The organism is Ensifer sp. M14, assembly GCF_003355565.1.
In the GTDB taxonomy this organism is placed as follows: domain Bacteria; phylum Pseudomonadota; class Alphaproteobacteria; order Rhizobiales; family Rhizobiaceae; genus Ensifer.
In genome coordinates, this window is the sequence record NZ_QJNR01000004.1 from 1495488 (window position 1) to 1508933 (window position 13446).

The 13446-nt window shown below is 62.2% G+C and carries 15 protein-coding genes and 1 tRNA gene; 8 read left to right on the forward strand and 8 right to left on the reverse strand.

Annotation, left to right across the window (positions count from 1 at the left end; genetic code table 11):
- Positions 1–433 precede the first annotated feature (433 nt).
- Genes BLJAPNOD_RS07075 through BLJAPNOD_RS07090 form a run of 4 tightly spaced genes read right to left on the reverse strand, consistent with a single transcriptional unit; the run spans position 434 to position 2914 of the window.
- Positions 434–1228: a rhomboid family intramembrane serine protease gene (locus tag BLJAPNOD_RS07075; protein ID WP_115419341.1), complete on the reverse strand. Its 795-nt coding sequence runs from the start codon at positions 1226–1228 to the stop codon at positions 434–436.
- 30 nt (positions 1229–1258) lie between these two features.
- Complete coding sequence (locus BLJAPNOD_RS07080) at positions 1259–1837, reverse strand: cob(I)yrinic acid a,c-diamide adenosyltransferase (RefSeq protein WP_077500998.1); 579 nt, start codon at positions 1835–1837, stop codon at positions 1259–1261.
- 16 nt (positions 1838–1853) lie between these two features.
- Complete coding sequence (locus tag BLJAPNOD_RS07085; protein WP_077500997.1) at positions 1854–2057, reverse strand: twin transmembrane helix small protein; 204 nt, start codon at positions 2055–2057, stop codon at positions 1854–1856.
- A 23-nt stretch (positions 2058–2080) separates the two neighbouring features.
- Positions 2081–2914, reverse strand: coding sequence for an SDR family oxidoreductase (locus BLJAPNOD_RS07090; protein WP_115419342.1), 834 nt, complete (start codon positions 2912–2914; stop codon positions 2081–2083).
- A 183-nt stretch (positions 2915–3097) separates the two neighbouring features.
- Between BLJAPNOD_RS07090 and BLJAPNOD_RS07095 the strand changes: the two genes are divergently transcribed.
- Positions 3098–3979 (forward strand): YihY/virulence factor BrkB family protein, encoded by an 882-nt coding sequence (locus BLJAPNOD_RS07095; RefSeq protein WP_077500995.1) that lies wholly within the window; start codon positions 3098–3100, stop codon positions 3977–3979.
- A 6-nt stretch (positions 3980–3985) separates the two neighbouring features.
- On the opposite strand, the gene gluQRS is transcribed toward BLJAPNOD_RS07095, so the two are convergent.
- Positions 3986–4876 (reverse strand): tRNA glutamyl-Q(34) synthetase GluQRS, encoded by an 891-nt coding sequence (gene gluQRS / locus BLJAPNOD_RS07100; protein ID WP_244610886.1) that lies wholly within the window; start codon positions 4874–4876, stop codon positions 3986–3988.
- A gap of 54 nt (positions 4877–4930) precedes the next feature.
- Between gluQRS and BLJAPNOD_RS07105 the strand changes: the two genes are divergently transcribed.
- Positions 4931–5578 (forward strand): DNA-3-methyladenine glycosylase, encoded by a 648-nt coding sequence (locus BLJAPNOD_RS07105; RefSeq protein WP_077500993.1) that lies wholly within the window; start codon positions 4931–4933, stop codon positions 5576–5578.
- Positions 5579–5685: 107 nt separating this feature from the next.
- The gene (locus tag BLJAPNOD_RS07110) at positions 5686–6243 is read left to right on the forward strand and encodes an HNH endonuclease (protein WP_077500992.1); all 558 of its coding nucleotides are present in this window, start codon (positions 5686–5688) and stop codon (positions 6241–6243) included.
- A gap of 116 nt (positions 6244–6359) precedes the next feature.
- Here the strand turns inward: BLJAPNOD_RS07110 and BLJAPNOD_RS07115 are convergent, their stop codons facing one another.
- Positions 6360–6869 (reverse strand): disulfide bond formation protein B, encoded by a 510-nt coding sequence (locus BLJAPNOD_RS07115; RefSeq protein WP_077501035.1) that lies wholly within the window; start codon positions 6867–6869, stop codon positions 6360–6362.
- A gap of 322 nt (positions 6870–7191) precedes the next feature.
- Here BLJAPNOD_RS07115 and BLJAPNOD_RS07120 point away from each other — a divergent pair.
- The 5 genes from BLJAPNOD_RS07120 to BLJAPNOD_RS07140 all read left to right on the forward strand — a co-directional run bounded on the left by BLJAPNOD_RS07120 (position 7192) and on the right by BLJAPNOD_RS07140 (position 10593).
- Positions 7192–7276: transfer RNA gene (locus BLJAPNOD_RS07120), tRNA-Leu, on the forward strand.
- Positions 7277–7462: 186 nt separating this feature from the next.
- Entirely contained in the window at positions 7463–7900 is a 438-nt protein-coding gene (locus tag BLJAPNOD_RS07125; RefSeq protein WP_147294529.1) for a CopD family protein, read from the forward strand.
- An 8-nt stretch (positions 7901–7908) separates the two neighbouring features.
- Positions 7909–8217 (forward strand): DUF3817 domain-containing protein, encoded by a 309-nt coding sequence (locus tag BLJAPNOD_RS07130; protein ID WP_244610887.1) that lies wholly within the window; start codon positions 7909–7911, stop codon positions 8215–8217.
- A 6-nt stretch (positions 8218–8223) separates the two neighbouring features.
- Positions 8224–8811, forward strand: coding sequence for a TetR/AcrR family transcriptional regulator (locus tag BLJAPNOD_RS07135; protein ID WP_115419345.1), 588 nt, complete (start codon positions 8224–8226; stop codon positions 8809–8811).
- A 135-nt stretch (positions 8812–8946) separates the two neighbouring features.
- Entirely contained in the window at positions 8947–10593 is a 1647-nt protein-coding gene (locus BLJAPNOD_RS07140) for an AMP-binding protein (protein ID WP_115419346.1), read from the forward strand.
- Between the two features lie 9 nt (positions 10594–10602).
- Here the strand turns inward: BLJAPNOD_RS07140 and BLJAPNOD_RS07145 are convergent, their stop codons facing one another.
- Both BLJAPNOD_RS07145 and BLJAPNOD_RS07150 read right to left on the reverse strand, forming a co-directional pair.
- Positions 10603–11877: a GNAT family N-acetyltransferase gene (locus tag BLJAPNOD_RS07145; RefSeq protein WP_115419347.1), complete on the reverse strand. Its 1275-nt coding sequence runs from the start codon at positions 11875–11877 to the stop codon at positions 10603–10605.
- A complete protein-coding gene (locus BLJAPNOD_RS07150; RefSeq protein WP_199565906.1) occupies positions 11874–13268 on the reverse strand; it encodes a lipopolysaccharide biosynthesis protein in 1395 nt (464 codons plus the stop codon). Before BLJAPNOD_RS07150 ends, BLJAPNOD_RS07145 begins: the two co-directional genes overlap by 4 nt.
- Positions 13269–13446 lie beyond the last annotated feature (178 nt).

Consider the following 13446-nt stretch of genomic DNA (forward strand, 5'->3'; position numbering starts at 1 on the left):
GCCGCAGCGCCTCTTCCACCGAGATCTCGTCGAACGGGTTCATCGACATCTTCACGTTCGCCAGCTCGACGCCCGAACCGTCCGCCTTCACCCGGATCTTGACGTTGTAGTCAACCACCCGCTTAACCGTCACAAGTATTTTCATGGATTCTTCCCTCCAAGAGCTTTCGCAGGAAAATGCGCCTTAACGGAGCCGCCTGATTGTCGGTTGGCGACATCGATACGCGTTTTTTCTCCAATTACAATCACTGTGCATGGCGCTAAATCGATATAACCCCGAGAATTGGAATAACGTTTACGTACACGTAAGAAAGTGACGTGGCAAGACCTCTTCGCAGATGCGGGATCCGAGCCCTTTCTCATTTGTCGGTTGGCGATCAAGCCTTTGAAATGATGATGAAACCTGACCGAAGGAAATGCCCGGTCTGCGGTTTTAAACCGTTGGTCGACCCCACGGCGTCGGCGGTTTGTGCGTTTCGGGCACGGGTTGTGGCAAGACGACGGCGGACTCAACCTTGTGTTCGACGGCGCGCGGCGTGACGATCGTGCGGTCGAACAGGGGCACGCCGCGGCGTCGCAAAACGACCACCAGCACGAGCCCGGCGACGATGCCGCCGACATGGGCGCTCCAGGAGACGCCGCTGCCCGGATCGACCACCAGCATGAAGAATTGCTGGCCGATCCAGAAGGCGAGTGGAATGGCCGCCGGCAGCGGCAAGGGAATGCGGAAAAACACCAGAACCCAGACGCGCACCTTCGGATGCAACAGGAAATAGGCGGCGACCACGCCGGAGATCGCGCCAGAGGCGCCGATCAGCGGCGCTTCCGATGCCGGGTCGAGCAGGCCGTGCGCCAGGGCTCCGGCAGCGGCACAGGCGAAATAGAACATCAGAAAGCGAAAGTGCCCGAGCGCATCCTCGACATTGTCACCGAAAACCCAGAGAAACAGCATGTTCATCGCCAGATGCATGAAGTTGCCATGCAGGAAGGAGTAGGTGATGAAGGTGAAGCCGTCGGGCACGATGATCAGCGACGGGTCGAGCTGGGCATAATCGAAGACGAGTGCCGGGATGTAGCCGAAACCCAGGAGCGTCGCATTGGCGAACTCTTCGGTGGCGATCGGGCCGGTTATCAGCCAGACGGCGATGTTGATGACGATCAGGCTGATCGTCACATACTGAACCTTGATGTACTTCAGGGTGTTCTTATCGTGAAGCGGTATGAACATGCGGTCTCCCGAAGCGTGATTCCCTGGACGTTATCTGTTTTTACCGGGAATCCATAGGACGTCGGCACGGCCCCTGTCGTTGGTCCAGCGGGCGGCCACGAACAGGAAATCCGACAGCCGATTGATATAGGCGATCGCTTCGCGGCTGACGATTTCGGCCTCGATCTGCGCCAGCGCTACCATCTGCCGCTCGGCGCGGCGGGCAACGGTGCGTGCTACATGGAGTGCTGCGGATGCGGCGCTGCCGGCCGGCAGAACGAAGGAGCGCAGGGGCTCGAGGTCGGCGTTCAGCCGGTCGATTTCGGTTTCGAGCCAGGTAACCTGGGTGGCGACGATGCGGAGCGGCTCGTATTCCGGCTTCTCGCCGGTGTCGGGGGTCGCGAGATCGGCGCCGAGGTCGAAGAGATCGTTCTGGATCCGCACCAATGTGGCATCGAGATCGGCGATACCGGTGGTGTGCTGGCGGGCAAGGCCGACAAAGGCATTGGTTTCGTCGACGGCGCCATAGGCATCGACCCTGAGGTCGCTTTTCAGGCGGCGCGGACCGGCGACGAGCCCGGTGGTGCCGTTGTCGCCCGTCCGTGTGTAGATCTTGTTGAGCTTGACCATGGTGTCGTCAGGTTCCTTATGATGGGCGGCCGCCGCCGGTCAGCCACAGCGTCAGCATGATCAGCGCGATTGCGACTGCCTGCAACAGGACGCGGGCCTGCATCAGCTTGTTGGAGGTGTTGCCGCTGCCGCCCTTGGCCATGTTCACGAGGCCGCGGATCAGAACGATGACGACCAGGCCCATGACGAGCAGAGTCAGGCCGGTGAAGAAACTGGACATGGAATGCTTCCTTGCGTTTACAGTCAGCCTAGGCGGCCGATTATGCGGTAAAACAATGCTGCCGGCAGGAGCTTCTTCAGGAGCGCACCCTGCTTGGCGGGCCTTGTTACAATATAGTGCGGCTTCGGTCTCTTTGCCGTCAGCGCGTGCTTGAGCACGGCATAAACCGCCTCCGGTCCGAGCTTGCCGGCCGCCGGCTTGCTTTCGCCTTTCAGCCGCCGCAACTGCCGTTCGTATTCGACCCGGTGCACGGAATTTTTCAGGTCGATGAAGCGCTCGATGTAGGTCACGGCATTGGCGGTGAACCTGGAGGCGATCGGCCCCGGCTCGATCAGGCTGACCTCGATGCCGCTGCCGGCGAGTTCCATTTTCAAGGTCAGCGACAACCCTTCGATCGCAAATTTCGAGGCGTTGTAAGCGCCGCGCCAGCGATAGGGCACGATGCCGAGAATGGAGGAGCATTGCACGATGCGGCCGCGTCCACGCGCCCGCATGGCGGGGATCACCCGGCGTGTCAGGTCGTGCCAGCCGATGACGTTGGTTTCCAGTTGCAGGCGAAGAGCCTCGGTCGGCAGGTCCTCGACCGCACCGGCCTGGCCATAGGCGCCATTGTTGAACAAGGCATCGATGCGGCCGCCCGAACGCGCCATCACCGCCTCGACCAGAGCGGCGATCGTTTCCGGCTGGGTGTAGTCCATCAGGAAGGTTTCGATGCCCTCGTTTTCGAGGGCGCTTCGGTGCTCTTCACGGCGCACGGTCGCAAACACCCGCCAGCCGTCGGCCTGCAGCGCACGGGCGCAATGGGCACCGATCCCGGATGAGCATCCGGTGACAATGATTGTGGGGCGATCGGACATCCTGTCGATTCCTGTAGAAATCCTGCCCCCGTTTCCCATATTCATCGGCGGGATACAATTGAATTGCGCGAGCCCAAACCCGTGTACGTTGTCGCGGTTGGATGAGCGCCAAAGCCATGGAACGGCGTCGGAGGCCCCGCATGCGAATGCAGGTGACCCTGGTGCCACTCGGCCGGAGTGGAAATGCCATCGTTTATACGCATCACCTGGAAAGTCGTGTTCGATGCGCTGTGGCACTTCAGTCTGGACGATGGCTGGGCCATGGCGAGCCATGTTGCGCTTTCGTCCCTGCTTGCCGTCTTCCCGTTCCTGATTTTCGGCACGGCGCTCGGCAGCTTCCTCGGTGCCGATCAGTTTGCCGAGACCGCCGTCCATCTCATTTTCGACGCCTGGCCGGAATCGATCGCGACCCCGATCGCCAACGAGATCGTCCAGGTGCTGACCATTCCGCGCGGCGGCCTGTTGACCGTTTCGGTGCTCGCGGCTGCCTATTTCGCCTCGAATGGCGTCGAAGCGCTGCGGGTGTCGCTCAACCGCGCCTATAGGGTGACGGAAAGCCGCTACTGGTACGTGACGCGCCTCGCCAGCCTCGGCTTCGTGATTGCCGGGGTGCTGATCCTCGCAGCGCTGAGCATTCTTCTCGTCGCTGTGCCCTTGGCACTTCGCTATGCCGGCGAATGGCTGCCCTGGCTCGACGGGGTGCTGGCGACGGTCGACAACTGGAGCCTGCCGCTGGCTTTGGTCGTGGTGACGGGTGGGCTTCTGGTGTCGCATCTGTGGCTGCCGGACGGTCACCGCAAGGTGGTCGACGTGTTGCCCGGCATCTTTCTGACGCTGCTCTGCTGGACGATTGGCGGCTATACCTTTGCCTACTATCTCTCGACCTTTGCGACCTATGTCTCCACCTATGCCGGCCTCGCCTCGATCATGATCGTGCTCGTGTTCCTCTATATGGTCGCGGCGATCTTCATCATCGGCGCCGAGATCAACGCGGCTATCCTCAAATACCGGGTGAAGCGTATGGTGCGGCGCAGCTTCCAGGGACAGCGTGTGACCGGGGACTGAGCGCTTTCAGAGGATCAATGCGCGGATGTCGGCAGGCGTCCTGCCAGCCTCGCGGAAGGCCTGGATGCCGGTGTCGCGATTGCTCTTGGAGAGTTTACGGCCGTCCGCGCCGAGCAACAGGCGGTGGTGATGGTAGACCGGCTCCGGTAGATCGAGCAGCCGCTGCAGCAGGCGATGCACCGCGGTTGCGTGATAGAGGTCACGGCCACGCACCACATGGGTGATGCCTTGCAGCGCGTCGTCGACGACGACGGAAAGGTGGTAGCTCGACGGCGCATCGGAGCGCGACAGGATGACGTCGCCCCAGGCCGCCGGATCGGCCGCTATGATGCCGGTCTCTCCCTCCGGCCCGTTGCCCGTCTCCTGCCAGGTCAGGGGCGCTGCGCCGGCCGAAAGTGCCGCCTTTGCCATGTCCAGCCGCCAAGCGTGAGGCTTGCCGCTGGCGATAACCGCATTGCGGGCTTCGGAACCCAGGTTTCGCTCACTCCCTGGGTAGAGTGGCGCGCCATCCGGATCGCGCGGCCAAGTGCGGCCTTTAGTTTCGGCCTCGGCAACCGCCGCTTTGATCTCGCCGCGCGACATCACCGAGGGGTAGACGAGGCCCATATCGTCAAGCCGCTTCAGGGCGGATGCGTAAGCGTCGAGGTGGTCCGATTGCCGACGTGCCGGCTGCTCCCATTCAAGCCCGAGCCAGGCGAGGTCGTCGAAGATTGCAGTTTCGAACTCGGGGCGGCAGCGCGTCCGGTCGATATCCTCGATGCGCAACAGGAACCGTCCGTTCGACGCTTGCGCCATGTCGTGGTTGAGCATCGCCGACAGCGCGTGGCCGAGATGCAAAAGTCCGTTCGGGCTCGGTGCAAAACGGAAAACGGGTTGTGCGGATGACGTGTCTGCCATCGTTTCCCTTTGACATGGAAGCGGTATAAAAATCATCCGCTTTTTGGAGGCGCCATGCGGATCATTCGGACACATGAGGACATTGAGGCGGGCCTTGCCGGCCTGGTGATGCTCGACGCCCGTCTCGAACATGTGGTGGCCAAGGCCGGCCCCGTGCCGCTCAGGCGAACCGACCCCGGTTATCGCGGGCTTGCCAGTATCATCGTATCGCAAATGGTGTCGAAGGCGAGCGCCGCTGCGATCTGGAAGCGCATGGAGGCCTCGCTCGGCGAGATCACCGCACCCGCCGCCCTCTCGCTCAGCGACGAGGATTGCCGCGCCATCGGGCTTTCCCGTGCCAAGGCCGATGCGCTGCGGCGGGTGGCGCAGGTCGTCGTTGCCGGCGACATCGACCTCGACGCGATCTGTAATGTCGAAGCGCCGGAGGCGATCCGGGAACTGACGACCATCAAGGGCGTCGGGCGCTGGACGGCGGAGGTCTATCTCTTGTTTTGCGCCGGGCATCCGGATGTCTTTCCATCCGGCGACGTCGCGCTGCAGAACGCCATCGGCCACGGGCTTGGCCTCGAGCTTCGCCCGACCGCTCGCGAGATTGATTCACTGGCCGCGTCCTGGGCGCCGTGGCGCAGCGTCGCGGCGCGTCTGTTCTGGGCCTATTACGCGCAGGAAATGCGCCGGGATGCTGTTCCTGTGACACCTTGAAGGAAAAAGCGAATCCAAGGTTCGCTTTTTTCTTTCCTGCTTCACAATCCTGTTGCAACGGGCCTAATATAGAAGGTGCAGATGCCGAATCGATCAGGAGAATACGCTTGACGATTGCAGTCTCACCGCAGGCCTTACCGGCGCTCGTCTTGAACGCTGACTATCGGCCGCTGAGTTATTACCCCTTGTCGCTCTGGTCCTGGCAGGACGCGATCAAGGCGGTTTTCCTTGACCGTGTGATTATCCTTGCGGAATACGAGCACTCGGTCTCCTCACCCAGCTTCTCGATGCGGTTGCCGAGCGTGGTTTGCCTGAAAAGCTACGTACAGCCGTCGCGTCACCCGGCGTTTACCCGGTTCAACGTCTTCCTGCGCGACAAGTTCGAATGCCAGTATTGCGGCACACCCGACGATCTGACCTTCGATCATGTGGTGCCGCGCGCCCATGGTGGTCAGACCACCTGGGACAATGTCGTTGCGGCCTGCTCGCCCTGCAATCTGCGAAAGGGCAGCAAGCTGCCGAAGCAGGCGGGCATGTTCCCACACCAGAAGCCCTACCAGCCGACGGTGCAGGACCTGCACAACAATGGCCGGCTGTTCCCGCCGAACCACCTGCACGAAAGCTGGATGGACTATCTCTACTGGGATGTCGAACTGCAGCCCTGAGGCGTCTCGGCTATTGTTTTCCGGACGAAAGCGGCCTGAGGCCAGGACGCATAAGACAGGCCGCGTGAACCGTCGTCACGCGGTGTTCTCTTTTGACGCGGTGTTTCCCGGTGAGATCAGGCCTTGGCAGCACCGCGCAAGGCGATCGCTGCAAAGATCAGGCTGGCAATGACGTTCCAACCGGCAAAGGAGAGGCCGAGCACCCGAAGGGCTGCTTCCGTGCAGGACGGGCCGTGCTTGGAATCAAGGTCGCCCAGCAGATCGCCGACATTGGAGGATACACCTTGCGCCGTGGTGGCGCAGGTCGACGGACCTTCCCAGAAGCCCCATTCGGCGCCCGAGTGGTAGACGCCCATGCCGGCACCCACGAGCATCAGGATGCCGATCGCCAGAAGCAGGGTGCGCGTCGTCCAGGCCGGCAGCCTCAAGGCGCTGGTGATAACGGCCAGAATGCCCAGCGGAATGCCGTAGTAATAGGGGTCGCGCTGCAAGAGGCAAAGCGCGCAGGGGATGTAGCCGCCGATATGCTCGAAGCCGAGTGCGCCGCCAACGGTCGCCGCCATGCCGAGCGTCACGAGAACGGCGATGAACAGGTGGTAGCGGGAAGCGGTGGAAGCGTCGATCATGCGTACCTCACGCGGGAAAGCATCGGGATTGGTGTCCGGCATATGCTGCATTGCAACTGAATAAGGCCTTCTTAGGTGCGGCGACACCCGCTGTAAATCGCCTCCCATGCGTCATGTCTGCACGCTTTCGTGATTGTTGCCGCGCCAGGCCGCGTCGCGATCTCCAGGGATCGCTTGCCGCACCTCGTGTTCTCGTTTTCGTGCATGCCGTTGTCGGAAAATCACGGCACAGTTTTGCGCAACATGCTTTCGTTGAAAATGATGGTTGACCGCGGCAAAAACCTTCGTGTAAATCCACGCCGCTGATATCTTATATCCCTGAGCCCCATTGGCGGAATTGGTAGACGCGCTCGACTCAAAATCGAGTTCCGAAAGGAGTGCTGGTTCGACCCCGGCATGGGGCACCACCACTTAAGCTTTTCCCACATGACGCCCCAGCGTGCCTTCCTGTCTTCGATGGCACGCCGATCATGCGCTTCGTGCGCAGTCTCATCTCATCGCTCACGTCGCCCAAGTCGCTGCCGATTTGTCGCAGTGACTTCTGATTCGATTTCGGCAACAAACAGAATGATCTTTCTGTTTTGGATTTGACGATGCTCGATCTGATTTTTCCTTATTATCTCTGGGTCAAGGCGGCGCATATCGTCTCGGTGGTCGTCTGGCTCGGCGGCCAGTGTCTGCTGGTCGTTCAACTTGCCAGTCATCGGCAGGTGTTGGCGCAGCAGGGCAACGCTGATCTGCTCAGCGCCGTGGAGCAGCGCTGCCTGCGGCTGGTGGTCAATCCGGCGATGCTGGCGACGCTTCTGCTGGGCGCGACGCTGTTCTTCCTGCGCGGACCCGAGTTGCTCGGCGAGGGCTGGTTTCAGGTCAAGCTTGCCTGCGTCCTTGCGATGATGGCGCTGCACGGCGCCATAGCCGCAACGGTCGCTTCTCTGCGCCGAGAAACCGTCTCCGCTGCCCGCATCCGTGTGCTGCAACTCGCAGGCCTGATGCTCACCGCCACCATCGTTTCCATTGCCGTCATCAAATAGGAATGGCCATGTCAGAACACCAAACCAACCGACAGATCTCCCGCCTGCTGCGCATCGCCGCCGTTGCCGAGGGGACGACCTTGCTGCTCCTCGTCTTTGTCGGCGTGCCGCTGAAGCACGGCCTGGGTTATAGCGAAGTGACCCGCTTCCTCGGCCCGGTGCATGGCCTTGCTTTCCTCACCTATATCTGGGCCGTCATCAACGAACTGTCCTTAAGTGATCAGCCGCGCGGCTGGGCCTTCAAGGCGATGCTGTTCAGCTTCGTGCCCGGCGGCACCTTCTGGTTCTTCCGGCGTTCGATCGCCTCTGCGAGGTAGGTCATCATGGGCTATGCTAAGGGGCTGCAAACGCGCGAAGAAATCCTCGATGCCGCTGGGCGGCTGATTTTCGTTCGTGGCTATGCCGCATCCTCCTTCTCCGAGATCACCGCGGCACTCGGGATCTCGCTCGGCAAAATCACCCATCACTTCCCCAGCAAGGCCGCGTTGTTCGAAGCGCTGTTCGAGCAAGCGGTGGCGCATTTCCGCAGGGAGACGCTGCCGATCTTCGAAGCGCCCGAACTGACGCCGTTACAGCGGATCGAGCGGGTGTTTTTCCGGATCGAGACGTTCTACGCCGCGCAAGGGGAAATCATCGGCTGCCCGGTGGGTCAGACGATGGTCGATCCCGTGGCGACGACCGTGGCGATGCGCGGCCTGGCGACGAGCTTGCTTGGCGATATCGAAAGATTGCTGGCGCGCAACCTCATCGAAATGGGGTGGTCGCCGGCGCAGGCGGCGTCACGGGCAGCGATCGTGACCGCTGCGTGGCAAGGTGCGGTGCTGATCGCCCGGGGTGGGGGCGGGGTCGATGGCTTCAGGCGCATTCTCGGTCACGTCAGAACGCTTCTCGCCGAAGAGCCACCGCGCTGATGTGAGGAGCGAGTGGAAGCGAGGAACGAGGCAAGATCGAGCCTGTCAGTGGATAGCCGGTGTCGCGGTGGCGATTGAACTGGGGCCGACGAAGATGTTAGGTGCAGTGCAGCAGAAGTCTGTTGCGGCGGGGCCATGTTACCGACAATCGAGAATTACGACGAACTCTACGGCGCTTTCGAGTGGCAGATCCCTGAGAAGTTCAACATCGGCGTGGCGGTCAGCGATGCCTGGGCCGCGAAAGAGCCGGAGCGCATCTGTCTTCAGCATTTCAGCCTGGATGGCGATCATCGCACACTGACCTACGGTGCGTTCTCGCGGCAATCCTCCGCATTTGCGCGGGGACTCGAGCGCCAAGGGATCAAACCGGGGGACCGGGTGGCGATCCTGCTGCCGCAGGGGTTCGAGGCTGCCATTGCGCATGCCGCCATTTACAAGCTCGGCGCGATCGCCTTGCCGCTCGCCCTTTTGTTCGGGGTTGAGGCGCTCGAGTACCGTCTGCACGACGCCGGTGTCGCGGCGATCGTCACCAATGCCTTCGGCCACGAGCGCGTCGCCGCCATCCGCGGGCGGCTGCCGGATCTGCGGCTGGTGGTGCTGACCGGAGGCGAAAGTGTTGCAGGCACGCTCGATTTCGCCGAGCTTGCCTCAGGCGATGCCGAGGGTTTTGTCGCCGCCGACACCACGCCCGACGATGCAGCACTGATGATCTACACTTCGGGAACGACAGGGCCGCCGAAGGGCGCGCTGCATGGCCACCGGGTTCTGCTCGGCCATCTTCCGGGGTTCCAGTTTCACCACCATTTCCTGCCGCAGCCGGGTGATCGGATGTGGACGCCCGCCGACTGGGCTTGGGCCGGTGGCTTGCTGAACGCGCTCCTGCCTTCGCTGCTGCTCGGCGTTCCCGTGGTTTCGTCGCCGGCCCAGAAGTTCGACCCGCACACCGCCTTTCGGATCCTTGAAGAGATGGACGTGCGCAATGCCTTCATTCCGCCGACGGCACTGCGGCTGATGAAGGCGGTCGACCGGCCGCGGGAGCGATACCGTCTCAATCTCAGAACCATCGGTTCGGCCGGCGAGGCGCTCGGGCGCGAAACCTTCGAATGGGCGAGGGCCGCACTCGGCCTTGAGGTCAGCGAGTTCTACGGCCAGACGGAGTGCAACATCGTCATTTCGTCTGCCGCCGATCTCGGCGTGGTCAAGCCGGGCTCGATGGGCAAGGCGGCGCCGGGGCACCGGGTGGCGATCATCGACGGTGACGGCCGGGAACTGTCGGCCGGAACTGTCGGCCAGGTGGCGATCCGCAGACCGGATCCTGTGATGTTTCTCGGCTACTGGAACAATGACAAGGCGACGGAGGCAAAGTTTATCGGCGACTGGATGACGACCGGTGATCAGGGGGTGATGGATGGCGAAGGCTACTTTACTTTCTTCGGGCGCGATGACGACGTGATCACGTCATCAGGCTATCGCATCGGCCCTGGAGAAATCGAGGACTGCCTTGGCGGACATCCGGACGTGCAGCTTGCCGCGGCGGTCGGAAAGCCCGACGCGTTGCGCACGGAAATCGTCAAGGCCTATGTCGTCCTGAGGCCCGGCGTGGCTGGCGACGAAAAAACCGCCCAATCGATCCGCGACTGGGTGAAGACACGTCTGTCGATGCATGAATATCCGCGGGAAATCGCGTTTGTCGACAGCCTGCCGCTGACGACATCGGGCAAGGTCATTCGCCGGTTCCTGCGTGAACAGGCGGCGGCAGAGCCGCCGCACGCGCCCGCCTGAGGACGCCGGTCAACGACCGGCGAGCGCCTTGATCTTTTCCCGCAGCATTCGCGCCATGTTGCGGGTGTTGCGGTAGAGGTGCAGCTGGGCTGCGACCTGGCGAACGTCGCGGTCGCGCGTCTGCTGCAGACCGATGACCAGCGTGCCCATTTCTTCGCGCTGCTGCCAGAACCGGCTCATGATCGGGTGGTCGGGAACGGCGCAGGAATCCGAGCGGGCGATGTTGGCGTCGTCGAGGTGCCATTCAGTCAGTTCCGCCAAAAGCAGCTTGCCCGGCGAGAACTTCGCGTAGTGCTCGTTGTAGGCCGTCTTCCACGTGTAGGCTTCGCCCGACATCAGGAAAACGACCATGGAGGCAATGGCTTTGCCGTCGAGGTCGAGCGTGTGGATCCGAACGCTGTCGGCTTCGGAAAGGTTGGTGATCGCCTCGCGAGCGAAGGCCGCGCGGAAGCGGTCGAGCACCATGGCGCTGCGTTCCCGGCCCTTCCAGCCGGACGCTTCCAGCGCAAGGAACTCTTCCATGCGAATGCGGACCTCGCTCGGCTGGCGTGCGACGGAATAGGCAAGCTTCCCAAGCTTTTCCAGCTGGTTCCATTGGCGCCGCAATTCGCGGAAATGCGCCGGGCTGATTGCCTTCTTCAGATAGGTCGGGCCATCGAACAGGCTTTCGAGCATCGGCCGGCTGAACGTGTCAGTCACTGTCAATGGCAGGTTTCGGCCGATGGCGACGGCACGCGCCAGTTGCGCGAACTTGCCCTTGAGGCGCACATCCGGCAGCACCAGAACCGGGGGAAGGCTTGCCGACGGATTGGTCAGGGCTTCAAACAGGTTGTCGATCGTTTCGGCCGCATCCTCGGCATCGAGCAGCGGCACGCCAAGCGGGCCGAAGGGATTGGACCAGGCGCGGATAATCGGTGCGCCGATCGAAAAGCCGGGCTTCTCGATCGAAAATGGCATCAGGAAGCGCATGCGGCTGCGGCGCTCGTTGTTGTCCCTGATGATGGCGAGCCGGATCACGCGCTCCTCGAGCCTGGGCATCGCCGGTGCCAGGAACCGGCCGGTGAAAAATACGTTCGGCTCAAGCGCCCGGTTCGACAGGAAGTCGAGTTCGCCCTGCAATTCATAGCCGGCCTTGGCCGGGTAGATGGAGAGATGCCGTCCGGGGCGTCCGACCGCAAGCATGTGCTCTGCCTGGGGATGGGAATGACCCATCGGTGCCAGCCCGCCAAGGATGCGGGCAGCTCTATCGTCTGCGTCACCGGGAACATTGGTATTGCCGATCATGGATGGATCGCCCCGTTGTTGTCATGGTCCGAACGCCCGCTTGCGAAAGCGAACAGCGCGAAGCCGAAGGTGCGCCTTACGGCGAAATGAAGCAGCATTGCCTCGACGAACATAGCGCCGGCGGTTGCAAATGCAGCACCAATCAATCCGAAAAGAGGAATGAGGCTCAAGTTAAGCGCGAGGTTTGCCACCAGAGCGCCAGCGTATAGGATCACGCACAGCGTCTGCTGGCCTGCCATCGTCAGCAAGATTTCGGCGGGCCCGATGAAGGCCTTGGCCATGATGCCGGCAAACAGGATGGCCATCAAAGGCCAGCCGCCGACGAAGGCCGGACCGAACAGCGAGAGCAGGATCGGGCCGGCCGCCAAGACGACTGCCCCGAGCATCAGCGACGGCCAGAACGCCCAGCGGGCGCTTTCGATGGCGATCTCGGCCAATTGCCTGCGGTCGTTTGCGGCCATGGCTCCGGCAATCCGCGGACCTGCCGCCGCCTTGACGGAGAACATGACGAAGTGAACCAGCGCCATCGTTTTGGCGGCGGCGAAGTAGACGGCGACATCCTCCGGCTTCAGGTAGAAGCCGACAATGACGACGTCGGAATTGGTCAGCAGGAATCCGAAGCCGTCGATCAGGAAGATCGGCACCGCGACCGTGAGCCAGCGTCCCATTTCGATGCGCAGCGGTCCTCGGACGTAGCGCGAGCGCAACCGCCAGGTGAGTACGAGGAACTGGCTGATGGTCGTCGCATAGACCGCGGCCATGGCTGCGGCCATGGCCGTGCGCGCCGTGTGCGGCGCGCCCATCGTCGTTGCCAGAACCATGAAGGCGAGCACCAGCAGAGGGCGGATGATGAAGGTCGGGCTCATGGCCGAAAGCGGCCAACCATGGGCGCGGGCGGTGCCGTCCATCACATCGCCGAGCGCGATCATCGGCAGGATGAACAGGCCGAGATAAAGCGGCACGAGGTAGTAACCCTCGATCCGTTCGGCAAACAGCCACAGGCCCAGAAACCCGACGAGTGCGAGCGTGCTTGCCGACACGAGGGCAAAGATGCGCGCGGTGGTCGTCAGGCCGCGAATTTCGTCCAGCGCCGCTGCGACCTGGTATTCCGGCAGGAAACGGATCACGGCCGAATGGAAGCCGACGCAGGACAGGTTACCGAACAGGATCACCAGCACCCAGACGAAGACGAAGATGCCGTACTCGAACTCGCCCATCAGGCGCGCGAGAATGATCTGGGACAGGAAGGCGATTGCGGCGCTGAGGATGCGGATGGCGAAGGCGACCAGTGCCATCCGGCGTGCCGTGTTTTTCGGGTCGTGTTCGATCAGGGCGGCGACCAGCATGCCCACCAGCGGAGACAAGCGGTGTCGAAGCGCTGACGGCAGCATTCGTCCGGCTGTTTGACACACCGCCATGAACACGAGAACACCCTGAGATTACGCAATACAGGGTTTGGTTGTGCCAGATCACCGTTAACAAACGGTTCAGTTGGCGGGTTTGCCTTGGGGAGGGAGCCGAGCGGATGGACCCCGTCCAGTGCCGAAAAGACGCGCGCCGGATCGCAAC